This window comes from Mycoplana azooxidifex, from assembly GCF_014196765.1.
GTDB lineage: Bacteria > Pseudomonadota > Alphaproteobacteria > Rhizobiales > Rhizobiaceae > Mycoplana > Mycoplana azooxidifex.
This window is the reverse complement of the sequence record NZ_JACIEE010000002.1, coordinates 52,746-77,638: the sequence shown is the minus strand read 5'-3', so window position 1 is coordinate 77,638 and position 24,893 is coordinate 52,746. Positions and strand designations below refer to the sequence as shown.

Annotated in this window: 26 protein-coding genes and 1 riboswitch; of the genes, 11 read left to right on the top strand and 15 right to left on the bottom strand. The window is 63.3% G+C overall.

Features of this window, described 5'->3' with window-relative positions; all coding sequences use genetic code 11:
- The first annotated feature begins 140 nt into the window (after positions 1–140).
- Genes GGQ64_RS03795 through GGQ64_RS03765 form a run of 7 tightly spaced genes read left to right on the top strand, consistent with a single transcriptional unit; the run spans position 141 to position 6,150 of the window.
- Complete coding sequence (locus tag GGQ64_RS03795; protein WP_183799381.1) at positions 141–1,274, top strand: ABC transporter substrate-binding protein; 1,134 nt, start codon at positions 141–143, stop codon at positions 1,272–1,274.
- 27 nt (positions 1,275–1,301) lie between these two features.
- Positions 1,302–2,231, top strand: a complete 930-nt coding sequence (locus GGQ64_RS03790) for an ABC transporter permease (RefSeq protein ID WP_183799378.1) — start codon at positions 1,302–1,304, stop codon at positions 2,229–2,231.
- The gene (locus GGQ64_RS03785; RefSeq protein WP_183799375.1) at positions 2,231–3,046 is read left to right on the top strand and encodes an ABC transporter permease; all 816 of its coding nucleotides are present in this window, start codon (positions 2,231–2,233) and stop codon (positions 3,044–3,046) included. Before GGQ64_RS03790 ends, GGQ64_RS03785 begins: the two co-directional genes overlap by 1 nt.
- A gap of 14 nt (positions 3,047–3,060) precedes the next feature.
- Positions 3,061–4,149, top strand: coding sequence for an ABC transporter ATP-binding protein (locus GGQ64_RS03780; RefSeq protein WP_183799372.1), 1,089 nt, complete (start codon positions 3,061–3,063; stop codon positions 4,147–4,149).
- On the top strand, positions 4,125–4,679 hold the full coding sequence (locus GGQ64_RS03775; protein WP_210300137.1) for a nucleoside deaminase: 555 nt from the start codon (positions 4,125–4,127) through the stop codon (positions 4,677–4,679). The genes GGQ64_RS03780 and GGQ64_RS03775 overlap by 25 nt, the downstream gene beginning before the upstream one ends.
- Entirely contained in the window at positions 4,676–5,470 is a 795-nt protein-coding gene (locus GGQ64_RS03770; RefSeq protein WP_183799369.1) for a GntR family transcriptional regulator, read from the top strand. Before GGQ64_RS03775 ends, GGQ64_RS03770 begins: the two co-directional genes overlap by 4 nt.
- 2 nt (positions 5,471–5,472) lie before the next feature.
- Positions 5,473–6,150 carry a flavin reductase family protein gene (locus tag GGQ64_RS03765; protein WP_425488485.1) on the top strand — a complete coding sequence of 226 codons (678 nt, stop codon included), beginning with the start codon at positions 5,473–5,475 and terminating at the stop codon, positions 6,148–6,150.
- A gap of 60 nt (positions 6,151–6,210) precedes the next feature.
- On the opposite strand, the gene otnK is transcribed toward GGQ64_RS03765, so the two are convergent.
- Genes otnK through GGQ64_RS03740 form a run of 5 tightly spaced genes read right to left on the bottom strand, consistent with a single transcriptional unit; the run spans position 6,211 to position 10,882 of the window.
- Entirely contained in the window at positions 6,211–7,482 is a 1,272-nt protein-coding gene (gene otnK, locus GGQ64_RS03760; protein WP_183799365.1) for a 3-oxo-tetronate kinase, read from the bottom strand.
- A gap of 2 nt (positions 7,483–7,484) precedes the next feature.
- The gene (locus GGQ64_RS03755) at positions 7,485–8,153 is read right to left on the bottom strand and encodes an aspartate/glutamate racemase family protein (protein ID WP_183799363.1); all 669 of its coding nucleotides are present in this window, start codon (positions 8,151–8,153) and stop codon (positions 7,485–7,487) included.
- Positions 8,150–9,121, bottom strand: a complete 972-nt coding sequence (locus tag GGQ64_RS03750) for a sugar phosphate isomerase/epimerase family protein (protein WP_183799358.1) — start codon at positions 9,119–9,121, stop codon at positions 8,150–8,152. Before GGQ64_RS03750 ends, GGQ64_RS03755 begins: the two co-directional genes overlap by 4 nt.
- Positions 9,122–9,124: 3 nt before the next feature.
- The gene (locus GGQ64_RS03745; protein ID WP_183799355.1) at positions 9,125–10,129 is read right to left on the bottom strand and encodes a PdxA family dehydrogenase; all 1,005 of its coding nucleotides are present in this window, start codon (positions 10,127–10,129) and stop codon (positions 9,125–9,127) included.
- A gap of 39 nt (positions 10,130–10,168) precedes the next feature.
- Positions 10,169–10,882, bottom strand: a complete 714-nt coding sequence (locus GGQ64_RS03740) for an FCD domain-containing protein (protein WP_183799352.1) — start codon at positions 10,880–10,882, stop codon at positions 10,169–10,171.
- A gap of 343 nt (positions 10,883–11,225) precedes the next feature.
- Between GGQ64_RS03740 and GGQ64_RS03735 the strand changes: the two genes are divergently transcribed.
- The 3 genes from GGQ64_RS03735 (at position 11,226) to GGQ64_RS03725 (ending at position 14,303) form a co-directional block, all read left to right on the top strand.
- Complete coding sequence (locus GGQ64_RS03735) at positions 11,226–12,197, top strand: Bug family tripartite tricarboxylate transporter substrate binding protein (RefSeq protein ID WP_183799348.1); 972 nt, start codon at positions 11,226–11,228, stop codon at positions 12,195–12,197.
- A gap of 64 nt (positions 12,198–12,261) precedes the next feature.
- Positions 12,262–12,735: a tripartite tricarboxylate transporter TctB family protein gene (locus GGQ64_RS03730; protein ID WP_183799345.1), complete on the top strand. Its 474-nt coding sequence runs from the start codon at positions 12,262–12,264 to the stop codon at positions 12,733–12,735.
- A gap of 59 nt (positions 12,736–12,794) precedes the next feature.
- Positions 12,795–14,303 carry a tripartite tricarboxylate transporter permease gene (locus GGQ64_RS03725; protein ID WP_183799341.1) on the top strand — a complete coding sequence of 503 codons (1,509 nt, stop codon included), beginning with the start codon at positions 12,795–12,797 and terminating at the stop codon, positions 14,301–14,303.
- A gap of 72 nt (positions 14,304–14,375) precedes the next feature.
- Here GGQ64_RS03725 and GGQ64_RS03720 read toward each other — a convergent pair whose 3' ends face one another.
- The 7 genes from GGQ64_RS03720 to GGQ64_RS03690 form a co-directional block, all read right to left on the bottom strand.
- Positions 14,376–14,714, bottom strand: coding sequence for a cupin domain-containing protein (locus GGQ64_RS03720; protein ID WP_183799338.1), 339 nt, complete (start codon positions 14,712–14,714; stop codon positions 14,376–14,378).
- Between the two features lie 10 nt (positions 14,715–14,724).
- Positions 14,725–15,480: a 2-dehydro-3-deoxy-D-gluconate 5-dehydrogenase KduD gene (kduD, locus tag GGQ64_RS03715; protein ID WP_183799334.1), complete on the bottom strand. Its 756-nt coding sequence runs from the start codon at positions 15,478–15,480 to the stop codon at positions 14,725–14,727.
- On the bottom strand, positions 15,477–16,319 hold the full coding sequence (kduI, locus tag GGQ64_RS03710; RefSeq protein ID WP_183799331.1) for a 5-dehydro-4-deoxy-D-glucuronate isomerase: 843 nt from the start codon (positions 16,317–16,319) through the stop codon (positions 15,477–15,479). Before kduI ends, kduD begins: the two co-directional genes overlap by 4 nt.
- Before the next feature lie 31 nt (positions 16,320–16,350).
- Positions 16,351–17,088: an ATP-binding cassette domain-containing protein gene (locus tag GGQ64_RS03705; RefSeq protein ID WP_183799328.1), complete on the bottom strand. Its 738-nt coding sequence runs from the start codon at positions 17,086–17,088 to the stop codon at positions 16,351–16,353.
- Positions 17,088–18,107: an ABC transporter permease subunit gene (locus GGQ64_RS03700; RefSeq protein ID WP_183799325.1), complete on the bottom strand. Its 1,020-nt coding sequence runs from the start codon at positions 18,105–18,107 to the stop codon at positions 17,088–17,090. The genes GGQ64_RS03705 and GGQ64_RS03700 overlap by 1 nt, the downstream gene beginning before the upstream one ends.
- Positions 18,108–18,176: 69 nt before the next feature.
- Entirely contained in the window at positions 18,177–19,127 is a 951-nt protein-coding gene (locus GGQ64_RS03695) for a sugar ABC transporter substrate-binding protein (protein ID WP_183799322.1), read from the bottom strand.
- A 162-nt stretch (positions 19,128–19,289) separates the two neighbouring features.
- On the bottom strand, positions 19,290–20,804 hold the full coding sequence (locus GGQ64_RS03690) for an aldehyde dehydrogenase family protein (RefSeq protein WP_183799319.1): 1,515 nt from the start codon (positions 20,802–20,804) through the stop codon (positions 19,290–19,292).
- A gap of 127 nt (positions 20,805–20,931) precedes the next feature.
- Between GGQ64_RS03690 and GGQ64_RS03685 the strand changes: the two genes are divergently transcribed.
- On the top strand, positions 20,932–21,633 hold the full coding sequence (locus GGQ64_RS03685; RefSeq protein ID WP_183799316.1) for a GntR family transcriptional regulator: 702 nt from the start codon (positions 20,932–20,934) through the stop codon (positions 21,631–21,633).
- A 34-nt stretch (positions 21,634–21,667) separates the two neighbouring features.
- On the opposite strand, the gene ribB is transcribed toward GGQ64_RS03685, so the two are convergent.
- The 3 genes from ribB to GGQ64_RS03670 form a co-directional block, all read right to left on the bottom strand.
- Positions 21,668–22,303 (bottom strand): 3,4-dihydroxy-2-butanone-4-phosphate synthase, encoded by a 636-nt coding sequence (gene ribB / locus GGQ64_RS03680; protein WP_183799313.1) that lies wholly within the window; start codon positions 22,301–22,303, stop codon positions 21,668–21,670.
- Between the two features lie 90 nt (positions 22,304–22,393).
- A riboswitch (FMN riboswitch) is annotated at positions 22,394–22,540 on the bottom strand.
- 61 nt (positions 22,541–22,601) lie between these two features.
- The gene (locus tag GGQ64_RS03675; RefSeq protein WP_183799310.1) at positions 22,602–23,390 is read right to left on the bottom strand and encodes an SDR family oxidoreductase; all 789 of its coding nucleotides are present in this window, start codon (positions 23,388–23,390) and stop codon (positions 22,602–22,604) included.
- A 14-nt stretch (positions 23,391–23,404) separates the two neighbouring features.
- Positions 23,405–24,892, bottom strand: coding sequence for a sugar ABC transporter ATP-binding protein (locus GGQ64_RS03670; RefSeq protein WP_183799307.1), 1,488 nt, complete (start codon positions 24,890–24,892; stop codon positions 23,405–23,407).
- Position 24,893 lies beyond the last annotated feature (1 nt).

Sequence of the window (24,893 nt, the reverse complement as noted above, 5' to 3'; positions counted from 1 at the left end):
CAGAAACCTTCCAAAACAACCAGCCGCCATCAACCATTGATTCTATTCAACTATTTTATACCTGAGAAACTGGCATACCGCTTGCTTATGGAATTGCGTGCACCGATTGCATGCGATAACGAACCCATAAGGAGCAGCACATGCGCATCCCGAATTTCATGTCAGGTGACATCAGCCGACGCGGTTTTCTCAAGGCGGGCGCGGCAGGCGCTGCTCTGGCAGCTTCGAGCCAATGGTCCAGCGCCTATGCCGACGACCCGAATGTCCTGAACTATCTCTCGTGGCCCGGCAATGCGGACCCGTACCTCATCGCGGAATTCGAAAAAGCCAACAACGTCAAGGTCAAGATCAAGGAATATGTCGGCGGCGACCAGATGCTGGCGGTCATCAACCAGTCGCCTCCCGGCTCGTTCGACGTCGTCCTGGCAGACGCGGAATACATGCACTTGCTGCATGCATCCGATTTCATCGAGCCGCTCGATCCTGACGATTATCCGCTCAAGGACTTCTGGCCGGAATTCCAGAAATTCCCGCTGCACTGGTTCGACGGACAGCTCTACGGCGTGATGACGGATTTCGGCTATCTTGGCCTGTCCTACAACACCGATGTCTTCAAGCCGGAGGAGGTGAAGTCCTACGCCGCCATGTGGTCGGAGAAGGCAAAGGGCAAGGTCGGCTTTTTCGACTGGTACCTGCCATCGATGGGTTCCATCAGCCTTTCCAACGGAAACCTGCCGCCTTTCGATCTTTCGGAAGACAAGTTCGAGGCCGTCAAGGAGAAGCTCTTCACCCTGAAACCGCAGGCCTCCGGTTTCTACACGATCGCCGACATCTTCTCGTCGCTGACCAACGGCCAGGCCCAGCTCGTTCCCGGTATCGGCGAATGGATCACGCTCGGCCTGCGCCTGAACGGCGTTCCCGTCGATACGATCATTCCCGACGAAGGCGGCCTGCAGTGGACGGAATCGCTTTCCATCGTGAAGGGCACGCCGAAGAAGGACCTCGCCCGCAAGTTCATCCAGTACACGACCTCTCCGGAAGGCCAGGTCAAGATGGCGACCAAGGTCGACAACAAGAAGTCGATCCCATCCATCGCCGGCTGGAAGCTGCTGAACGAGACCATGCCGAAGGATGCCGAAATCCTGCGCCTGCAGCTCGATAAACCGAACGTCATGGACGAATACAAGGCCAAGAAGATCCAGTTCCGGCAGTTGCCGTCCGAACAGTCCATCGAGGACTGGAATGACGTCTGGAGCGAATTCAAGAGCCTGTGATCGCGTCCGGAACGGGAACCCCTTGCCATGACAGATATCGAAGCATCCATGCCGCCGGTGAAAGCACCGGCAACGGAGCGCGGATTGTTCCGCGCCCGCTACACTGCATCGCCTGCGACCATGCCTGTCATGCTGGGACTTCCCGTTCTCGCCTGGCAACTGGTATTCTTCGCCGCACCGCTCGTCTTCCTGATTGTCGTCACGTTCTGGAAGGTCCGGTCGTTCCGTCTGGAGCCGGACTTTTCCTTCGACAACTGGACGAAGATCATCTTCTCCGTCCCGTTCCAGCGGGCGCTGGCCTATACGGGCGAGGTCGCCGTGCTCTGCACGGCGCTCACGCTGATCGTCGCCTTGCCTGCCGCCTATACGATCTCGTTTCGCCTGTCGCAGAAGTTGCGCGACCTGGCCATCACCTTTCTGATCGTGCCCGTCTTTTCGAGCTACATGCTGCGCATCTACGCCTGGCAGATCGTTCTCAGCCCGGACGGCATCGTCAACAGCCTGATCAGGATGGCGGGGCTCGATGGCCTGCCGCTTCTGGGAGGGCAGTTCGCGCTTCAGGTCGGGCTCTTGACGCTGACGCTGCCCGTCGCGATCCTCATCCTCGTCCTTGCTTTCTCCGGCATCGACCGGAACCTGGTCGAGGCTGCGGAAAATCTCGGATGCAGGCGCAGCAAGGTGATCCTGCATGTGCTGATGCCATCCATCCGCAATGCGACCTTCCTTGCCGGCTCGACCGCATTCCTGATGTCCTTCGGCGATTACATCAGCCCGCTGTTCATGACCGGAAGCAAGCCGCCGACATTGTCGATCCTGATCGTCGATACCGTGAAATCCGGCTCCCAGTGGCCCCGCGCCTCGGTGATCGGCGTCATCATGCTCGCCATTCTTGCCCTCGTGTTCCTGCTGGCAAACTTTCTCGGGCGCGACCGCAAAATCCAGGCAGGAGGCAAGTGATGCCGGCCAATCTTTCCACGGCCCTCTCCCGGATCGGACAGTACACGCTGATCGCCGCGATCGCCCTGTTCATCGCCACGCCGATGCTGGTGATCGCCGTGTTCTCCTTCGACGCCAATCGTTTTCCCACGATCCCATGGGGCGGCTTCAGCCTGCAGTGGCATCAGGCGGTGTTCGAAGACGCCATGATCCGCGACGCCTTTCTCAACAGCCTGATCGTCGGCCTCGGTACGGCGATCATCGCCACCCTGCTCGGCTTCGCCGCTGCCTATATCGACTACCGCTACATGTTTCGCGGCAAGACGCTGTTCGGCCTGCTGGTGGCCATTCCCCCTGCCGTGCCGGTCAGCATTCTCGGCATGGCCATGCTCGCCTTCCTGTCCCGCCTTGGTCTCTTCGGCAGCGTCGAGGCCATCATTGCCTGCCATGTCGCCATTGCAACATCCTTCGCCATGGCCATCATCCGGCTGCGGCTCGGCGAATTCTCGCGCGATCTGGAGCCAGCCGCCTGGAACCTCGGGGCATCCCCCGTGGCGACGCTGTTCACCGTCGTCGTGCCCTTCTGCAAGCCGGCCTTGATCGCCTCGTTCTTCCTGTCGGCCGCCGTTTCCTTCGACGAGTTCCTGATTGCCTGGTTCGTCGGCGGCGTGAACGAGACCTTGCCGGTCAGAATCCTCAATCTGCTGCAGGGTCAGGTCAATCCGAAGATCAACGCCATCGGCACCATCGTCCTCATCATCAGCGTCCTCCTTGTCCTCGTCGCCCAGCGTTTTACCAGCGTGCGCGCCGGCAAGGCCGCGTCGTCCAGTTCCTAGAAAAGGCAGAAGCCATGTCAGATGCATTCGTGACCTTGGACCACCTCGACAAGCGCTATGCCGGTCACCACGCCGTCAAGGGCATCAATCTCGACATCAAGAGCGGCGAGTTCATCGCGCTGATGGGGCCGTCGGGATGCGGCAAGTCGACCACGCTTCGGCTGCTTGCCGGACTGGACGAACCCACCGGCGGCGATATCCGCATCGGCGGGCGCAGCATGAGCGGCATCCCCGCCTTTCAACGCGATACGCCGATGGTGTGGCAGAGCCTGGCGCTCTTTCCGTTTCTCTCTGTGGTCGAGAACGTCGAATTCCCGCTGCGCATGAAGAAGATCGGCAAGATCGAACGCCGCAAACGGGCGATGGAGTGGCTCGAACGCCTGGGCCTTGGCACGATGGCAGAGCGCGGCATCTCGCAACTCTCCGGCGGCCAGCGCCAGCGCGTCGCCATCGCGCGTTCGCTGGTGACGCAGCCGTCGATCCTGCTGCTGGACGAGCCTCTCTCCGCGCTCGACGCGCATTTGCGTGTGCGCATGCAGACCGAGTTGTCCCGACTTCACAAGGAACTCGGCATCACATTCGTCTACGTCACGCATGCGCAGTCGGAAGCTTTCGCGCTCGCTGACCGGATCGTCCTGATGAATGACGGGACCATCCAGCAGACGGGACGGCCGCAGGATGTCTACCGCGAGCCGGCCAACGCTTTCGTCGCCGAATTCATGGGCATGAACAACATCGTCAGTGGCAATGTCGCGGGGCACGAAGGCACCGATGTTCGGATCGATGGGCCACTGGGCCGTTTCACCGTGCCCGCGAAGTCTAGCCCAACCTCGGAAGGCAAAGTCAGCTTCGTCATCGCCGCCGACCGCGTTACGCTGTCTGACGCGGCCAAGGATGGGGGCGCGGCAAACCGCGTCACCGGCAATGTCATCGGCATCGAATTCGTCGGCTCGACCCAGACGATCTTCTTCGATGTCGACGGCCAGGAGTTCCGCGTCCAGAAACAGCAGCACGAGATCGATGCCCTCGATCTGACGCCGGGAAGGCGGTTCGACCTGAACTGGCAACCGCAACACGCATGGCTGCTGCCGCAAGCCGCGTGATGAAAATCAAGAAACGGGAAGGAGACACGATGACGTACAACGAAGACTTCATGAGGAAAGCGGTGGAACTTTCGCGCCAATCGCTGAGCAAGCCCGGAACGGAACCGTTCGGGGCGGTCGTCGTGCTGGACGGAAAGATCGTCGGCGAGGGCCTGAATCATTCCCTTGCCCACTTCGATCCCACGTCCCATGGCGAGATCGAAGCGATGCGCGATGCCTGCCGCAAGCTAGAATGCGTCGATCTGACGGGTGCGGACATGTACACATCCTGCGAACCCTGCGCGATGTGTGTTGCAACCATGGAGGTTGCGGGTATATCGCGTCTCTTCTACGCGGCGTCGATGGCCCAGGCAGGTGCGGCGTTCGAAGGTTTGACGAAAGAGCAGCGGCATCCCATCGACGTCGAGAAGGTCCGCCAGGCTGCCGGGGCGCTCATCGCCGACCGTTCGATGCCGAATGCGCAGAGCATGGACGAGGAAGCCACCGACATCCTCAAGGCCTGGGTCGACATGAAGAAGGCAGGGAAATGACAACGAAGAACGCGCAAAGCGGCGGGACGGCTCGTTCGGTGAACGACCCGACCGCCAAGGGCAAGGGTCCGCCTGCCGACGACACCGACATCGCGGCAAAACCCATTCCCGCCTCACGAACCGAAGCCGTCCAGGAGGCCCTTCGTCAGGCGATCATCGAACAGAAACTGCAACCAGGCGCACGTCTGCCCGAAGATGCCATCGGGGAGACATTCGGAACCAGCCGCACCATAGCAAGGGAGGCGCTGGGCCGCCTTGCCGTGGAAGGATTGGTCGAGTTGAAACCGAACAAAGGCGCCTATGTCGCAAACCCGTCGCTCGAAGAAGGACGCGATATCTTCATGGTCCGTCGTGGCCTGGAGCGTACGGTCACGGGTCTGCTGGCAGGCAAGCTGAAGCCCGCCGAGATCGCCGCGCTGACGAAATTCGTCGACAAGGAGCACGCGGTCTCCGGCGTCGACGAGAGGGAATCGATCAGGCTCGCCGGCGAATTCCACCTGCTCCTGGCGCGAATGACGGGCAACCAGTTGTTGATCCGCTACGTCACCGAAGTGGTGTCGCGATGCTCGCTCATCCTTGCCATGTACGGCCGTCCGCACTCCGCCGACTGCGGCGTGGACGAGCATCGCCAGATCGTCGACGCATTGGCCAGAGGCGATGCGAACCGCGCCAACGAACTGATGGACGGTCACCTGGCCTCGGTCGCGAGCCGGGCCATGCTGGAAGCAAAGCCGGAACGGGATATCCGCGATCTGCTCGCGCCCTATGCCGCCAAGATAAAAGGACTCTGATCATGTCAGCCATCGCTGCCGGGGAACCTGCAAACAGCGGGACGGTTTCGTTCGACTTCACGACGCTGAGTGCCCGCGATCGCTACAAGCTGATGATCGGCACGGTCATTCCCCGCCCCATCGCCCTGGTGACGACCGTGGACGAGAACGGCCGCATCAACGCTGCCCCGTTCAGCTTCTTCAACTGCCTGTCAGCCGATCCGCCGATCCTGGCGCTGGGCGTCGAGAACAACCCCGACATGTCGTTCAAGGATACCGGTCACAATATCCGCATGACCGAGGTGTTCACGGTCAATATCGTGTCCTTTGCCATCGCCGAGGCCATGCATGCCTGCGCGTCGAAATATCCGCGCGGCGTCGATGAACTGAAGGAGGCAGGCCTGACCGCGATGCCCGGCACGAAGGTCGCGTCCCCTTGGATTGCAGAAGCACCGGCCGCCTTCGAATGCCGACGCCACGTCACGCTGGAACTCGGCAAGTCGCGGCAGATCATCATGGGCGAGATCGTCTGCGCGCATTATCGGGAAGGCGCGGTCGACGAACGCCTGCACGTCGACCCCGATGCGATCGACGCAATCGCACGGCTTGGCGGCGATACCTGTTCAACGATCAGGGACCGGTTCGAGATGTTGACACCAAAATATTCAGTCCCGGAAATCGGTGGATCGGATCGAGGGTGAACCGTTCCGGTTCTTTTGTCCGGCATCGGCAAGACACCGGGCCGCCGGCGATGCTGCAAGTCAAACCTTGCCCTCCAGAGCATCGACGGCGTGGGAGAAGAAAGTCGCTCGGCCGAAATTGCCGGATTTCAGCGCCAGGGCGATCCCCCGCTTGCCGCTGACCAGGATCGGGACACCGGCATCGATCTCCGGTCCGATCCGAAGATCGCCGAGCTCCAGCGCCTGCGCCACCGCACCGGAGGTCTCGCCGCCGGCGACCACCAGCCGCGTGACGCCCGAATCCACCAGCCGCCGCGCGGTCTGCGCAAACAGCGTGTCGAGCCGATCCGCCAGCACTTTGCGGCCGTAGCGCGCCTGTGCGACCGCCACGTCCTGCGGCGTGCCGGACGAATAGGCGAGCGGCTTCCCGCCGCGGTGCTTTTCGAAGAAGGCGATCAGGTCGTCCTCGTCAGTGTCGCCGCTCATGATGGCGTCCACGGACAGCGGCAGGACCGGATGCTCCCTGGCATGGACCTCGATCTGGCCCCGCGTCGCGCCGGAGCAACTCCCGGCGAGAATAGCCTCCGGCCCGGTCACTCCCTCGAAAGCGGTGTCCGAGCCCCGGGCCAGCCCCGCGGCTATAAAATTGCCGGGAAGGCCGATCGCGATCCCCGAACCTCCGGTAATCAGCGGCGCTGTGGCCGCAGCCCGCCCCAGCACGACGAGATCGTCATCGATCGCCGCATCGGCGATGACGAGCGTTTCGCCACGGTCCGCAGCGGCCACGAGCGCCGAACTGACCGCGTCGGCTCCCGCTCGGACCACCGATGCAGGTAACAGACCGACTGGGTTCTTCGCCTGCCGCGACAGCCAGCGCCGTATGTCCGAATCCGACATCGGCGTCAGCGGATGGTTCTCCATGCCGGACTCGTTCAGCAGCCTGTCGTGCACGAAGAGGTGCCCCTGATACACCGTCCGGCCGACCTGCGGGAACGCCGGGCAGGCGAGCACGCCCTTGACGCAGAGCGCATCGGCCAGCGCCTCGCCGACCGGGCCGATATTGCCCTCGGGCGTCGAATCGAAAGTCGAGCAGTACTTGAAGACGATCTGCCGGCATCCCTGCTCCCGCAGCCACCGCAGCGCAGCGAGCGACTGGGCAACGGCATCGGCGGCCGGGATCGAGCGCGTCTTCAGCGAGACGACGCCGGCCTCGATCAAGGGGTCCGCAGCCTCGGACGGCACGCCCATGTATTGCGCCACGACCAGCCCGCCCTGGCCGGGAAGCCCCTTGGCCAGGGTGTTGGCGATGTCGCCGGCGCCTGTGAAGTCGTCGGCTATGACACCGAGAAGCATCGTCACTCTCCGTTGACAAGCACGCGCATGCGCAGGACCGCCGCATCTGGCGCGGACAGCACGGGCACGTCGACGACCGCCCGCACGGCCTCCACCGCCCGCGACGTCGAGAAGTGCGCCAGCATGATCGCGTCATGCTTTGCGAGCTCCGGCGCGCGGGACGCGACGAGACGGTTGTGCGCAGCCGCGTCCCCCTTGCGCAACAGATCGATGGCATCAGCGACGACGATCGTGTCCAGCGTCGCAGCAGAGCCAGTGTCCGAAGCGAACTGGCCGAACTCCTCCGTCATCGTCGAGACGGCAGGGGCGAAGGTCGCAAGCATGCCGATGCGCCCGCCGGCCGTGATCGCGTCGCGGAACATGGCCTCGTTCGGCTTCAGCACCGGAACGGGCAGTTCGTCGGCCATCTTTTCGATCGCAGGCCCGAAGGCCGAGCAGGTCACCAGGATGCCGTCGGCGCCGATCCGGTGCGCGTAGCGGCCGAAATCGACGAAGCGCCCGGTGAGTTCGTCGGACAGTTCCGCCCCCTCCTTCGCCCGGTCGATGGTCAATCCGTCGTCGAGCAGGTTGACGGCTTCGGCCTCGGGCCACAGCCGCGCCATGGACGATATCACCGGTTCCATCGCGACCGGCGTCGCATGATAGAGGACGATCCGCGGCCTGGATTTCATGGTTCTGCCCCCTGTACGCCCGACGCCTCCCGCGCCAGTTCGATGTCGGCACGCATCGCAGCATGCGCGAGCATCCGCAAGCCGCTGGCGAGCACCAGTTCCGGCGTCTCGCCCTGCGGCGTCTTCATCTCGACGGTGATGATCGGCATCGTCGTCGGCAGCGCCCGCGCGCCGTAACCGTTGCGGACGAGCGCCTTGAGAAAGCGCACGACATCGGCGAGGACGACGGCGCCGCCCGCCGCACCGAAGCGGCAATGCGAATCGCCGAAGGTTGCGGCAACGGCGCGGTCCAGCCCGCAATTGGCGACATGGGCATGGATCAGAAGATCACCTGCGACCGCCACCGCCTCCTCGACGTCCTCGCCGAGCTGGACGACGTGGCTGAGGTCGATGGTCATGCCGACATTGGCGTGGCGCTTGCGAACCTCCCGCAGCAGCGCCGCCGCCTCCACGGTCGGGCCGAGCAGCCGCTTCTGGTCGAGTTCGCGGTCGAAATGCTCGACGGTGATCCACATCGGACGCTCCGGCCGGATCACCCGTGCATGTGCGCAGAGCGCCTCGACCGCCGCGCCGAAATGGACGATTGCTTCGGCTCGCCGCTCCGGCCCCGGATCGGCTCCGGAGCAGAGAAGCATCATCGTCGCGCCATAGCCGCTGGCGGTCTCCACCAGCGCCTTCAACGCTTCCAGTGCCTTTGCCCGCGCGTCTGCCATAGCCGCGCTCGGGTCTATGCCCTGCCGGCGCATGAAGCCGCCGACGACGTAGACGACGTCGCAACCCGACCAGGAGAGGCGGTCGCGCAGGCGGGCCGCCGCCTCCCCGTCCAGTTGCCAGGCGCCTTCGACGCACTGGACCGCGGGATCGAGCAGGAAGCGTTCCGTCGTCGCGATCTGGTCGTGGTCATGACCGGCATAGGCCGCGCCATGGACGACGCCCGCTCCAAAAACGTGGGGGCCGATGCGCAGCATCGCTCAATGCGCCCTGACGCTCTTCGCCGCGGCGATGATCGACAGCTCCATGTTGGTGGAGCCGGCGATGCCCCTGCCGGCGATGTCGAAGGCGGTGCCGTGCGAGACCGTGAAGACCGGGATCGGCAGGCCGCCGATGAAATTCACCAGATGGCCGAACTCGAGGATCTTGATGCCCGAATTGCCGTGGTCGTGATACATCGACAGCACGATGTCGAGGCCGAGCTTGTCGATGTCGACGAACACCGTGTCGGCCGGGATCGGGCCGACGACGCGCAGCCCCTCGGCGCGGGCATCGTCGCAGGCCGGGCCGATGTCGGTCATCTCCTCGGTGCCCATCAGACCGTGCTCGCCATTGTGCGGGTTGAGGCCGGAAACGCCGATGACCGGATCGTTCAGGCCGACCATCGCCAGGCTGTCCTTCAGCACCTTGATCTGGCCGAACACCCGTTCGCGGGTGCAGATGTCGGCCACCTGGCGCAGCGGAACGTGGTTGGTGACGCGGGCGAGGTTGTACTTGCGGCCCATCAGGATCTGGATGGAGCGCTTCGCGCCGGTGTAGTGACGGGCGATCTCCTCGAAGCCGGTATGCTCGTGGCCGCCATTCTTCATCGCGCGCTTGTTGTTCGGCGAAACGACCACCGAGTGAACCGTTCCCGCCATGCCAAGCTCGATGGCTTTCGCGATGCTGAAGCCGCTGTAGCGGCCGGCTTCGGCCGAGACCTCGCCGCGCGGGCACTGCGAGAGATCGAGCCTGTCGAAGGGCAGGATCTCGACGGTGCCGGCGTCGCCGGTGGCGTCCGACGCCTTTTCGAGCAGGCGGATCTTCAGCGGCGCGCCGGCCAAAGCGAGGTCGCGCTCGAACACTTCCGGGCTGCCGACGACGATCGGTGCGGCGACCTCGCGCACCTCCGCCTTCGTCATCGCCTTCAGCGTGATCTCGGGGCCGATGCCCGACGGATCGCCGTTCGAGATCGCGACGATGGGTTTACCGGACTGGGTATACATGGGAACCTCTTTAATTGGCTTGCAACTTGGGAAATGTGTTCAGTCGTCGTCCCAGTCCGTCTGCAGCTTCGCCACCTGCTCCGGCATGGTGCGCAACAGGCGGTTTCGGCCGGCCAGACTGTGGTCGCGCAGCACCTGCGCGATCCGGCTGGGATTGCCGTTTCTAAGGACCTCGAGGATCAGCCCGTGCTCGGCCGACGAGGCCCGCACGTTGCCATCGAGGATAAGGGCGCGCTTGCGCCAGATGTGCAGCTCGCGATCGAGGCCTTCGTAGATGTCGGCCAGATGACCGTTCCTGGTGAAGGCCATGATGGAGGAATGGAAGCGCCTGTTCAGCGTATAGAAGCTATCCGCCTCCCGCGCCTCGACCGCCGCCTCCATCTCCTCGTGCAGCGCGGTGAGTTCGGCGAGCTGGTCGCCGGTGATCCGCCGCGCGAGAATCCGGCCCGCATGGGCGAACAGCGCCGCCCGGACATCGTAGATTTCCAGGACCTCGCGAAGGTCGAGGACGCGGACGAAGAAGCCGCGATTGACCTTGAACTCGACGAGCCCGGCCTCTTCCAGCCGCCGGCAGGCCTCGCGGATCGGCCCACGGCTGATGCCCCGTTGGTCGGCGAACGACTTCTCGTTGATGCGGTCACCCGGCGCAAGCGCACCTTCGATGATCATCGTCTCGAGCTCGCGATAGATGCCGGTCGCGATCGACTGCGCCGCACCGGATTCCGGCGAGGGATAGAGTTCGGTTGTCGGCATGATCAGGTCTCCTTGGGGCTGAGCATAGCTTGGCGGGGTTAAGTGTCAACAATTTTTGGAAAGTGTCGGCAATTTTAAGACCAATGACCACTTCTGCGCATGGGACGGAACATGAAGCAATAGCCCTGATGTCGCATTTTGTTGTAGTATATCAATAGCTTGTTGCATTTTCATATTAAACATCACAGGTAAATCACAAAAAAATCTCGAAACTTATTGTTGACAATTATGCCGCATAGGCGTTTGCTGAACATCGAAAGTCGTGCCGTCGAGGGAGATTCAGGCGGCCATCGAGTGGCTTTTCGGGCTATTTTGCCGTATGGGATCTGGGAGGAAATCTTAAATGTCGACAATTCTATCGCATCGTTTCAGCAGCCATGGTGTTCGCACGCTCGCCTTCGCCGCGGGACTTCTCTCCACCGGCGCGGCACATGCGTTCGCGCCGGATCGCGACGTCACGGTCGTCGTCACCAGTTCGGCGGGTGGCGGCAGCGACACCATCACCCGCATCCTGACCGACACCATCTCCAAGATGGACCTGACGGAATCGAACTTCATCGTCGAGAACCGCACGGGCGGCAGCGGCGCCGTCGGCTACAGCTACGCGGCCAAGCGAAGCGATGACCCCTACCTGTGGGCGAATATCGGCGTCAGCTTCTTCACCACGCCGCTGCTCGGCGAATCTCCGGTCACCTACAAGGACTTCAAGCCGCTCGCCGCAGTCTCCGAAGACCCCTACATCATGGTGGTCTCCAAGGATTCCCCGATCAAGAGCCTCCAGGACATCAAGGCGGCCGGCAAGATGATCTCCGGCACCACCGGCATCGTCGCCGACCCCGCCCTGCTCGCGCAGCGCCTGGAAACGGCGATGGGCATCGAGGCCGACATCGTTCCTTTCGGCGGCGACGGTGAAGTGGTGGCCGCCCTTCTCGGTGGCCACATCGAAGTGCAGTTCGGCAATCCGAGCGAGGTGCTTCCGCTGATCCAGTCCGGCGACGTGCGCCCGATCGCCGTCAGTTCCGAGGAGCGGCTGCCGGCCTTCCCGGACGTGCCGACGATCAAGGAAAGCGGATTCGACGTGGTGCTGACGCAGCTTCGCGGCTTCGTCATGCCCGCCAACGCCCCCGACGATGCGGTCGCCTACTGGGCGGACCTGATCAAGAAGGCGCTGGAAAGCGAGAACTGGAAGACGCAGTATCTCGACCGCTTCAAGGTCGTTCCGAAATACATGGCCGGCACCGAGTTCGCCGCGGAGATGGACAAGCGCAACGCCGACTACACCGCGCTGATGACGTCCCTCGGCCTCATCAAGTGACGATCACGCTGCGCCGGGAAACCGGCGCAGCCATTCGCCCTTCAGGCATATCCGGGAGGATTTCATGAAGATCGCCCTTCTCGACCGCATGTTCACGATCGCAGCGCTCGTGCTCGGTCTTTACGTCACGATCAGCGCCTGGAACTACGGCCTCTATCGTGGTGCCGTGCCGGGTCCCGGCTTCTTCCCGGCGATCGCCGGCGTGCTCATGACCGTTCTCGCCGCCGCCATCCTGCTGCGCGACCTCGCCGGACGTGAGCGGATCAAGGGCGAGATCGCCCGGCCCGTCCTGCTCGGCATCGCCGGCGTCACCGCCGCCATCGTCGGCTTCGTCTTCGCCGCCCCGCTCATCGGCATGGCCGCGGCCGCCGCCATCGCCATGATCGTGATCGGCTATCTCACCGAGGAGCCGCACCGCAAGGGCGGCATATTCCGCTGGAAGCTCATAGGGCTCAGCATCGGCACCGTCGTCGTCTGCCACATCCTCTTCGGCATGATCATCCGCGTGCCGCTCGTCACCGGCCCGCTCGGCTTCTGAGCCGCCATCCGGCACGCAACCTCCACTGACGCGGGTCCCCGCCGACCCCGGAGACTGTTATGGAAACGCTTACACTGTTGGGACACGGCATCGCGACGGCCGCGACCGATCCCGGAATGCTTCTCGCCATCTTCGTCGGCGCCCTCGTCGGGCTCCTGATCGGCGCCCTGCCCGGGCTCGGCCCAACCGCGGGCGTCGCCATCATGCTGCCGGTGGCCGTCGGCTTCGAGCCGACCGTGGCGCTCGCCATGCTGGCCGGGGTTTATTACGGCGCGATGTTCGGCGGCGCCGTCACCTCGATCCTGCTCGGCATCCCCGGCGACGCGCCTTCCGTCATGACCGTGATGGACGGATATCCGCTGGCGAAGATGGGACAGGCCGGTCGCGCCCTCGGCCTCGCCACCTACGCCTCCTTCATCGGCGGCCTGATCGGTCTCGTCGGCCTGACGCTGATGGCCAATATCGTTTCACGATACGCGCTGATGTTCGGCCCCACCGAAATGACGGCGCTGATGGTGCTGTCGCTGTCGCTCGTCACCGTGCTCGGCACGGAGGATCATCTGAAGAGCTTCCTGGCGCTCGGTATCGGTCTGTGGCTCGGAATGATCGGCCTCGACCAGATCATGGGCGGCCCGCGCTTCACCTTCGGCAGCATGGCGCTGCTCGAGGGCATCGAGTTCTCGCTGATCGCGGTCGGCATGTTCGGCCTCGGCCAGATGTTCCTGGCGCTCGAGGAGCATACGCCGGAGAAGGTGGATGCGGCCACCTACAGCTACCGCTCGATGATGCCGCGGCTCGGCGACCTCATCGCCACCAAGACCTCGCTCGTCGTCGGCTCGCTCATCGGCTTCGTCATCGGCGTTCTGCCCGGCGCCGGCGCCACGGCGTCCACGATGATGGCCTATGGCGCGGCCAAGAAGATGTCGAAGGAACCCGAGACTTTCGGCAAGGGTGCGCTCGACGGCGTCGCCGCCCCGGAAGCCGCCAACAACAGCGCCTCCTACGGCAACATGGTCACGCTGTTCACGCTCGGCATTCCGGGCTCCGCCACGACCGCAGTCCTGCTCGCCGGCCTGCTGATGGTCGGCCTGCAACCCGGGCCGCGCCTGTTTCAGGAACAGGGCGAGTTCGTCTGGACGCTGTTCGGTACCTTCTACATCGGCAACCTGGCGCTGGTGTTCATCACCATCCTTCTGACCCCGCTTCTCGCAGCGGCGATCTTCGTCTCGCGCGGGCTGCTGTTCTCGGTCGTCATGGGCATCGTCATCTACGGTATCTACAGCATCGACCTCAGTCTGGAGGCGCTGCTGATCATGGCCGTCTTCGGCGTGCTCGGATATGTGATGGCGAAGCTGAAGTATCCCTCCGTGCCGCTGATCATGGGCGTGGTACTCGGCCCGCTCCTGGAACTCGGCGTCCGCCGGACCCTGATCGCCTCCCGCGGCGACCCCAGCGTCTTCTACTCGCATCCCATTTCGCTGGCGATCTTGATCGCCACGGTGCTGGTCATCGTGCTTCCCTGGCTCAACCGCCTCTACCAGCGCACCCTGAAGCCCTCCCAGGCTTGACGCGGCGGGAGTGGCTACACAAAGATCGCCACTCCTGCCCCACCGACCTGCTTTTGCGCAGCTACTGCCGCATCACGATGGAGACATCAGGAAGTCGTCGCGTCGCGGAGTAAACGTGTCGATCAATAGCCCGTCCGTCAGAGCCACCACCCCATGGACAAGATCTGGCGCGACAATGAAGCTGCTTCCCGGGCCAAGGTGGCTGGTGACGCCATCTACCGTGACGTCGAAGTTTCCCTCGGCAACGTAGCTTACCTGCGTATGCGGGTGCGAGTGCAATGCGCCAACGGCACCCTTGTCGAAGCGGAAGGCAACCAGCATCAGTTCCGGACGCTCGCTCAAGACTGCGCGGTGGTTTCCCGGCGCAACTTCGGTCCAGACGATGTTTTCAGGCAACGAATAGTAAGGCATTTCGGTTCTTTCATCGGGCAAGCCAGCCGCCGTCGACCGGCAGGATGGTGCCATGGATATAGTCAGATGCGGGGGCCGCAAGGAAGACCGCGGCGCCAACAATATCGTCAGGCTGCGCCCAACGCCCGGCCGGAATGCGCTTCAATATGTCGGCGTTGCGCTCTGCGTCTGCCCGCAGGGCTGCCGTATTGTTGGTCTCGACATAGCCCGGCGCAATGGCGTTGACGTTGATGCCCTTGGCCGCCCATTCGTTCGCCATCAGCTTCGTGAGACCCGCAAGGCCGCTCTTTGCCGCGGTGTAGGACGGCACACGAATGCCGCCCTGGAAGGAGAGAAGCGAAGCGATGTTGATGATCTTCGCCGGCCGCCCGGCCGCAATCGCCGCCTTCGCAAAGGCCTGACAGAGAAAGAATACGGATTTCAGGTTGGTGTCGAGCACCGCATCCCAATCCTCCTCGGTGAACTCGATGGCATCGGCGCGGCGGATGATGCCGGCATTGTTGACGAGGATGTCCGGCGCAGCACCGGCCGCGAGAGCCTCCGCGATGACCTTTGCGCCGATGCCCGATTTGGACAGGTCGGCCGTAACGGAAACGAACCGTCGTCCAGTGGAAACGACATCAGCCTCGGTCTCCGTCATGGTCGACCGACCGACACCGACGATATCGGCACCTGCTTGCGCAAGCCCAACGGCGATGGCCCGGCCGATGCCGGTATTGGCGCCGGTGACGATCGCAGAGCGGCCGGCAAGATCGAAGCGGATCATCGAAGCTCTTCCATCGGCACCTTGTCCATGTCGGTAAAACTCATGTTATCGCCGGCCATGGCCCAGATGAAGGCGTAACGCCCGGTACCGGCGCCGGAGTGGATCGACCAGCCCGGCGACAGCACGGCTTCAAGGTTCTTGAGGACGACATGCCGCGTCTCGCTCGGTTTGCCCATGAAGTGGAAGATCCGCGTCGCCTCGTCCATGCCGAAATAGAGATAGACCTCCATACGGCGGTCGTGCACATGCGCCGGCATGGTGTTCCACACCGAGCCCGGCTCGAACATGGTGAGACCGACCAACAACTGGCAACTCTCGCAGACGTCCGGATGCACGTACTGATTGATCGTGCGGGCATTGGATTCGTTTGCGGAACCCAGGACAACCTTCTTCGCCATGTCGCGCGTGATGTGCACGGTCCGGCAGGTGCGATGCGCGGGTGCGCTCAGGACGTAGAACAGGGCCGGCGCTTGCGGATCCTCGCTCGCAAAGCCGAGCGCGCCCTGCCCCATTCCGACATAGACGGCCTCCTGAAAGCCGAGCACATAGTCCTTTCCGCCGACGCTGACCGTGCCGGCGCCACCGATATTGACGATTGCCGCTTCGCGGCGTTCGAGAAACTGCTCCGTTCCCGTCTCGGGAACATGGTCGATCACAAGCGTCCCGGAGGCCGGCACGACGCCGCCGACAATCATGCGGTCGAGATGGCTGTAGGTGAGGTTGATCTCGCCCGGGCGGAACAGATCCTCGATCACAAAGCCATCGCGCAGGCCCTGGGTATTGCGCCTTTCGGCATCCTCCGGTCCGACGACTTGGCGTACTGATACGGTAATTGTCACGGCTTTTGCCTCTTGCTTTCAGAAATAGGAATCAGGTCAGCACCACATATTCGGTCAACTGGTTGATCGTGGTGTCGGCCTTGTCGACGTCGAACACCTTGGTTCCGTGGCTCATGATCACGAAACGATCGCAAACCTGGTAGGCGTGGTAGATATTGTGCGTCACCAGTACGCTGGAGACATTCTCCGCCTTGAGCTTCAGCACCTGGTTCAGGAGCGCCTCGGTTTCCCGCACGGAGAGCGCCGACGTAGGCTCGTCGAGAAGGAGCACACGCTTCTTGAAATACACGGCGCGGGCAATCGCGACCGCCTGCTTCTGGCCGCCTGAGAGATTGCCGACGAGGGTGTCCGGGCTGTCGATCCCCGAGATGTGCACGGCATTCTGCAGCACGTCCATGGCGATGTCGCGCATCTCGCGCTGCCGGAGAAAGCCGAACCGATCCGTCAGCTCGCGCCCCATGAAGATGTTGCGGGTGATCGACAGCGAGTCCACCAGGGCCGTGTGCTGGTAGATCGTTTCGATGCCGGCATCCGCAGAATCCGAACGGCAGGTGAAGGTGGTCTTCTTGCCATCGATGCTGAGATAGCCGTCGGTCGGCTTGTGAATTCCGGAGATGAGGTTGACGGTCGTCGACTTGCCGGCGCCGTTGTCGCCCAGCAAACCCACGACTTCCCCCTCACCGATGTGGAAGCTCAGGTTACGCAGCGCGGTGAGTGCGCCAAAGCTCTTGGAGATGTTGTGCAGTTCGAGAAGGTTGGTGTTCGACATCACGCAAGCCCTCGCCGCTCGATGAGATGGTTGAAGATGGCGGCCAGCACGATCAGCGTTGCGATGAACATGTCGAGATAGAAACCCGGTGCGCGCAAGAGGAGCAGCACGTCGGTGATCGTGTGGATGAGCAGCACGCCGAGAAAGATGCCGATGATCGCGCCCCGGCCGCCGCGCAGCGACAGGCCACCAATGACGCATGCGGCGATCGCCTGGAGCTCGAGGCCGGCGCCCTGACCCGGTTGCACGCTGCCGACGCGGGTCGTGGCAAGAATGCCCGCAACCGCCGCCATGCCGCCCGCAATGGCAAAGGCGATGAGTTTCACACGGTTCGTATTGATGCCGATTGCCTCAGCGGCAGCGCGATTTCCACCTGTCGCGAAGACGTGGTTGCCGAAGCGATGGCGGTGGACGAGGAAATGGAAGCCGACAACGAAGAGGACGATCCAGATGAAGGCGGCATTGATACCGAGGAGCGTTCCGGAAAAGAGGCTGGTAAAGATCGGCTCCGGATCGAAGCGTACCTGGACCGCGCCATTATAGAGCAGTACCGCGCCGCGCCAGAACAGCAGGCCGCCCAGCGTCACGATGAAGGACGGCAGGCCAAAGCGCAGCGTGATATGGCCATTGAGCAGCCCGATCATCACGCCGGCCAGAATGCCGAGCGGTGCGGCGACGAAGGCGCTCAGCCCGGCCCCGACGAGCGAGGCCATCAGGACGGCCGTGAACGTGTAGACGGAGCCGATGGAAAGGTCGAATTCGCCGGCGATCATCAAGACGCCCGCGCCGAGCGCCAGGCACCCGAGCACGGGGATCGCCTTCATAAGGATCGTCAGGTTCTGCGGCGACAGATAGCGGAACTCATTCGGAAAGAGCAGTGCGCCGGCGATGCAGACGATCTGCAACGTCATGAAGACGAGGAAGATGGCACCTGCGGGCATGCCCATGATTTGTCTCAGAATGGACTGTCTTTGGGTCCGCGACCGGGGCGCGGCACTTTCGGCTAGGATAGGTGTCACGGTCTGGCACTCGATCGTTGGGGAACGGGGAACCCGCCGGGCGCGCCGGCAGGTTCCCACGGGATCCAGTTAGCGGAAGCTGCCGATGAGCGGCTTGACCGAACTGATGCGCGACTTGTCGAGGAAGGCGCCCTGCCCGGTGTCGACATCGGTCGGCGTCAGCCCGTACTTCTTCGAGAGTGCAATCTGGGCGATCGGATAGTAGCCCTGCAGATAGGGCTGCTGGTCCATGGTCGCGAACATCGCACCGGACTCGACTGCATTGACGATCTCGACCGCAAGATCGAAGCCGCCGAAGGGGATATCGACGCCGGCATCCTTGATCGCGCCTGCACCGACTGTCGAGGTGACAGAGCCCGTGCCGAACACCGCCTTGACGTTCGGATTGGCGATCAGGAACTGCGCCATGATGTTCTGCGCTTCCGCCGGATCGAGGCCGGCGCGCACCGTCTCCACCTTGATGCCGGCTTCGGTCATCGCCTTCTCGATGCCGCCGCCGCGGGCGACGGCGAAGCTCGCCTCTGGAATTTCGCGCGGGTTGAAGACGACGTCGCCGGATTTCAGGCCGAACTCCTTGATCATGCGGTTGCCGAGTTCATAGCCGGAGGCAAACTCGTCCATGCCCACGTAGGCCTGGCGGCAATTGCCCTTGGCGCCTTCCAGATCGTCGTTGTTGAAGCCGATGACGACGATGCCGGCCTTAACGGCAGCGCAGATGCTTTCATCGAAGGCATCCGACGAGGAAATGGCGACGGCAATGCCATCGACACCACTGGCCGTCGCGCTTTCGATCAGGTCGTTCTGGCGGACCGGATCGTTGTTGGCATACTGCACGTCGAGATCGACGCCGAACTGAGCGGCGGCGTCTTGCGCGCCCTTAACCACGGGGTTAAAGAACTGAACACTCGGATCGAGATAGATGATCATCGTTGCCTTGACGTCTGCGGCCAGCGCCGTCGACGTCATCATGGCGGCAATGCCCGCAGCGAGCGCTGCGGTTTTGAGCTTGGACAGTTTCATTTGCGTATCCTCCCTTTGGATGTGCAATGCGGGTCGAAAGACCCAACAAGTCTCGGCTGGCGGGCTCCGACCAAAGATCACGCCGGCCGAGATTTTCCTCCCCAGCCACTCCACCTTTCTCCCAAGCGAAGTGGCTCTATTTCTTTGTTTTCCTGTGCTCGATTACGTGAACCAGGGTGCCGGGCGACCGAGCGTCACGTGGACGCCCTTGAACTGGGAATATTCGTCGAAGCCGTAGCGGCCGAGTTCGCGGCCGAGGCCGCTCTTCTTGTAGCCGCCGATCGGCAGTTCCGGCGTGCCGTCGATAACGCTGTTGATCCAGCAGCGGCCGGCGCGGATGCGGCGGATGCTCTGCAGCGCGTTTTCCAGATTGGTCGACCAGACCGAGGCTGAAAGGCCGAACTCGCTGGCATTCGCCAGCGCCACGGCCTCGTCCGCCGTCTTGAACGTCAGCGTGGACAGGACCGGTCCGAAGATTTCCTCCCGGGCGATCGACATGTCCGGCGTCACGCCGCCGAAGACCGTCGGCGCGTAATAGAGACCGGCCTCCCTGCCGACCCTTTCACCGCCGAGCAGCAGTTCGGCGCCGGAGGCGATACCGGCCTCCACATAGGAATGCACCTTGTCCGCATGCGCCTCCGAGATCATCGCGCCGATCTTGGTACGCTCGTTCAGCGGATCGCCGAAGGTGACCTTCCGAGAAATGTCGAGCAGGCGCTCCATCAGCGCATCGCGGATGCCCTCCTGCACGAGTAGGCGGCTGCCGGAAATGCAGCACTGGCCGGCATTGTGGTAGACGCCGTAGGCGATGCCGTCGGCGGCCGCGTCGAGATCCGCATCGGCAAAGACGATCTGCGGGCCCTTGCCGCCAAGCTCCAGCCCGACGCGCTTGACGCTGCGCGCCGCGATCTCGCCGAGCTTCGTGCCGACCCGCACCGAGCCGGTAAAGGCGACCATATCGACGCCGGGGTCTTCAGCGAGCACCTGGCCGGCCGGATCGCCATAGCCGGTGACGACGTTGAAGACGCCGTCGGGAATGCCGGCCTCGCGCGCCAGTTCCGCCATGCGGATCGACGTTCCCGAGGTGAACTCGGACGGTTTCAGCACCACCGTGCAGCCGGCGCCGATCGCCCAAGGCACCCGCTCGGAGGCGATGATGAAGGGGAAATTCCAGGGCGTGATGATGCCGACGACGCCGACCGGCTCGCGCAGGACGAGGCCCAGGCGGTCGTCGCCGATATTGTTATGCGTCTGGCCTTCCAGCGCACGGGCCTGACCGGCGGCATAGGACCAGAGATCGGCGCAGAAACCGATCTCGCCGCGGGCCTGGGCGATCGGCTTGCCGACCTCCAGGCTCTCGGCAAGCGCCAGTTCTTCCTGATGCGCAAGGATAAGGTCCGCCACCTTGAACATCAGGCGCGAGCGCTCCGCGCCCGACATGCGCGGCCAGGGGCCGGTATCGAAAGCCCGACGCGCCGCAGCGACCGCCAGACGCACATCGTCAGCCGAGGCTTCCGGCCAGGTTCCGACCACGACGCCCGCATGGCCGGGGCTCACGCGGTCGATCGTCTTGCCCGAAGCGGCGTCGACCGACTTGCCATCGACAAGCATCCGGTAGCGGGATTTAATGCCGAGGCGCGGATCGTTGGAATCGGGTGCAATGAAATTGGACAGCAATATCTCTCCCAGGCCGGACGCATAGCGCCGACCCCTCCCTGACTTTAATCCGGTTTTCAGGCCACCGGATTTCTGTTGCGTTTGAATTGTATGGTACTGTATGGTGGTTTAAATTGGATGTCAACGCATGACGGCGGCGAAAGAGATGAACCTTGAATCCCTGAAGATCGACACCGGCGAAACCGCGGCGGCGCAGGTCGAACGGGACCTGCGCGAGTCCATCATCCAGTTGGAACTCGCTCCCGGCATGCGGCTTTCCGAGCAGGAAATCGCGACCCGCATGGGCGTGTCGCGCCAGCCGGTGCGCGAGGCGCTGATCGCGCTCGGCAAGTCGAAGCTGGTGGATATCCGTCCGAACAGGGGTACCGTCGTCGTGCGGATTTCAGCGCGGCAGATGATGGAAGCCCGATTCGTGCGCGAGGCGATAGAGACTGCCGTGGCGCGGCGCGCCAGCGAAACCTTCGACAGCTGGACGCGGCGCAAGATCGATACGATCCTCGCCCGCCAGAAGGCGGCGATGGCGACGCACGACCACAACGCCTTTCGCCGCGAGGACGAGCAGTTTCATATCGCGATTGCGGAAGGGGCCGGCTGCGGGCTCGCCTGGAACGCGATTTCCGACATCAAGGCGCACATGGACAGGGTCTGCAATCTCCAGCTCCGTCATCCCGATTCCATGTCGCGGCTGATCACCGAGCACGAGGCGATCATCAACGCCATCGACACGCGCAACGCGGACGCCGCCGAGGCCGCCATGCGCAGCCACCTCAACGGCATCCTCGCCGATCTGCCCCAAATCGAAGCCGCCAATCCCGACCTGTTCGAGTAGGGCGGTCCTGCCGTCAAATGGGATTTGAGTAGGCCTACGCTGCCTCCGCAGAACTGTTGTTCAGCCGTACCTCGAGATAGGTGATCAGGTCTTCAATGCTGATCAGCGGCAGTTGGTAAAGTTCGGCGAAGGCAACCAGTTCGGGCAGCCGGGCCATGGTGCCGTCATCGTTGGCGACCTCGCAGATCACGCCCGACGGCGCCTTGCCCGCAAGGCGGGCGAGATCGACGGCGGCCTCGGTATGGCCCGGACGACCACGCACGCCGCGCGGATGCGCGCGCAGGGGGAAGATATGGCCCGGGCGGGCGAAGTCTTCAGGCGCGGTCGCGGGATCCATCAGCGCCTTCACGGTCGCTGCGCGGTCGGCCGCGGAAATGCCGGTGGTCGTCCCTGGAAGATAGTCGACGGAAACTGTGAAGGCCGTTTTGTGATACTCGGTGTTCTGCGGAACCATCAGCGGGATGTCGAGTGCATCGAGCCGCTCGCCTTCCATCGCCACGCAGATGAGGCCGCGGGCGTGCTTCATCATGAAGGCGATCGCTTCCGGCGTTACCGCTTCAGACGCGACGATGATGTCGCCTTCGTTCTCGCGGCCTTCGTCATCGACGACCACGACCATGCCGCCGCGCGCCAGTGCCGCTATAGCGTCTTCAATTTTCGAGAGTGCCATTTCATTGCCTTTCAAGGGTTGCCGCTATCGGCGTTTTCAATCCCTTGGGCGAACAGGCCCACAGCCGCTCCGACAGGAGCGGTCGTGCAGACATGCCCTCTTCCATCCGGACTGTAACCGTCGGCTCCGGCATCGCACCGGATCTGCTGACCTTCCACTTGCATGGAAGCGCTCGCGGGCTCCCGGATCGCTCCGGATACCGCCGGTGGGGAGTTTCACCCCGCCCTGAGAACACGCGTAAATAAGGAATTTCCGCACGGAAATGCAAGAGGCCGGCTTTCGACTGGCCTTCAGGATATTACCAGCAGCAGAAGCCGCCATCGACCAGAAGGTCGACGCCCGTCACGAAACTTGCAGCGTCCGACAGCAGGAAGGCGGCGGGACCGACCATTTCGTTGACGTTGGCCATGCGCTGCATCGGCGTCTGCTCTTCAAATAGTTTCGTCTGGTGCACCATTTCCGGCCGCGTGTTCATCGGCGTCGCCGTATAGCCGGGGCTGATCGTGTTGACACGGATACCGCGGCCGACCCACTCCATCGCCATGGACTTCGTCATGTGGATAACACCAGCCTTGGAGGCGTTGTAGTGGCACTGGCTGAGGCCGCGGTTGACGATGACGCCGGACATGGAGGCGATGTTGACGATCGAGCCGCGGCCGTTCTTCAGCATCACGCGCGCCTCCGCCTGGCAGGAGAGGAAGACACCTTTCAGGTTGATGTCCATCATCGTCTGGAACTGGCTTTCCTCCATGTCCTCCGCCGGATTGGCATTGGCGATGCCAGCCGCATTGACGGCGAGCGTGAGGGGGCCGAGTTCCTTTTCGGTGCGATTGACGGCATCGGTCAGCGCCGCACCGCTGGTTACATCGGCGGCGACCTGGATGCTCCGGCGACCGGCGCGTGCGATGAAATCGGCCGTCCGGGCAAGACCGTCATCGCTGCGGCGGTCGAGCAGCGCGACGTCGGCGCCGCACTGGGCAAGGCCGATGGCGATGCGCTGGCCTATACCGCTGCCGGCGCCCGTGACGAAGGCGACATTGCCGGAGAGATCGAACAGCTTCGGCGCATTGAGCGTGATGTCGGACATGATTTCTTCCTTGTTCAGATCGTTGCCAGTTCCATGACCGAGACGTCGTTCGCGTCCTCGCGGTTCAAGATTCCGGCCTGCTTGCCCTGCGCCATCACCATGATGCGGCTGGAGACGCCAAGAACCTCCTCGAGATCCGAGCTGACCACGATGACCGCAACACCTTCGCGCGCGAGGTCCATGATGAGATCGTAGATTGACGAACGGGCGCCGACGTCGATGCCGCGCGTCGGCTCGTCCAGCACCACCACTTGCGGCTTCCGCGCCAGCCACTTGGCGAGCACGACCTTCTGCTGGTTGCCGCCCGAGAGTTCGCCCGCATTCTGGCCGCCGCGCCCCTTCACGCCGAACCGCTTGATGTAGTCCTCGGCAAATTCGCGGATGCGGCGGGAGGAGAGCCAGCCATTGTGGGCGACCTCGCCGAGGTTGGCGTATCCGATGTTCTCCGCGATCGAATGGTCGAGCACCACACCCTGGAGCTTGCGATCTTCAGGCACGAGCACGATGCCGTTGCGGATCGCATCGGTCGGTGAACGCGGCGTGACGGGCCTGCCGTGCAAAAGAACCTCGCCACTGGCGATTGGGTCGGCGCCGGTGATGGCGCGCACAAGCTCGGTGCGGCCCGCCCCCATGAGGCCGGCGATGCCGAAGACTTCGCCCTTGCGGACGGAAAAACTGATGTCGCGAAAGGCTTTCGATGGCGCGGAGAGGCCGCGCACCTCCAGCGTCACCTCATCCGTCGGGACGGGAAGCGTGGGAAACATGCGTTCAAGCGAGCGCCCGACCATCGCCTCGACGATGGTGCGGACCGGCACGTCGCCACGGTCGAATTCCTGCACCTTGGCGCCATCGCGCATGACGACGATGCGATCCGTGATCTGGCGGATCTCTTCGAGCCGATGCGAGATATAGATGATGCCGACGCCTTCGGATTTCAGCCGTTCGATCTGCCGGAAAAGGAGCTGGGTTTCCTCGCCGCCAAGCGCGGCCGTCGGCTCGTCGAGGATGAGGAGGCGGGCGTTCAGCGTCAGCGCCTTGGCGATTTCGATGAGCTGCTGCTTGCCGGTCGAAAGACCTTCGACGAGGCGATCGGGCGGAACGTCGAGACCGAGGCGGCGAAGGCCGACGCGCGCACGCTCCTCCATCACCTTGCGGTCGAGACGGCCGGACTTCATCGGGTAGCGGCCGACGAAGACGTTCTCGGCGATGGAGAGTTTTGGCAGCAGCTTCAGTTCCTGATGAATCATGCCGACGCCCTCGTCGATCGCGGCGCGAGGGTTGGCAGGAGCGTAGGGCTTGCCGAGCCAGGTCATGTCGCCCGCGGAGGGCTGGACGGTGCCGGAAATGATGTTCGACAGGGTCGATTTTCCGGCACCGTTTTCACCGAGCAGCGCCACGACCTCTCCCGGATAGATGTCGAGATCGACACCGTGGAGCACCTTGATCGGACCGTAGGATTTCTGGATTCCACGGAGCGACAGGATGGGAGAGCGGTTCGTCATG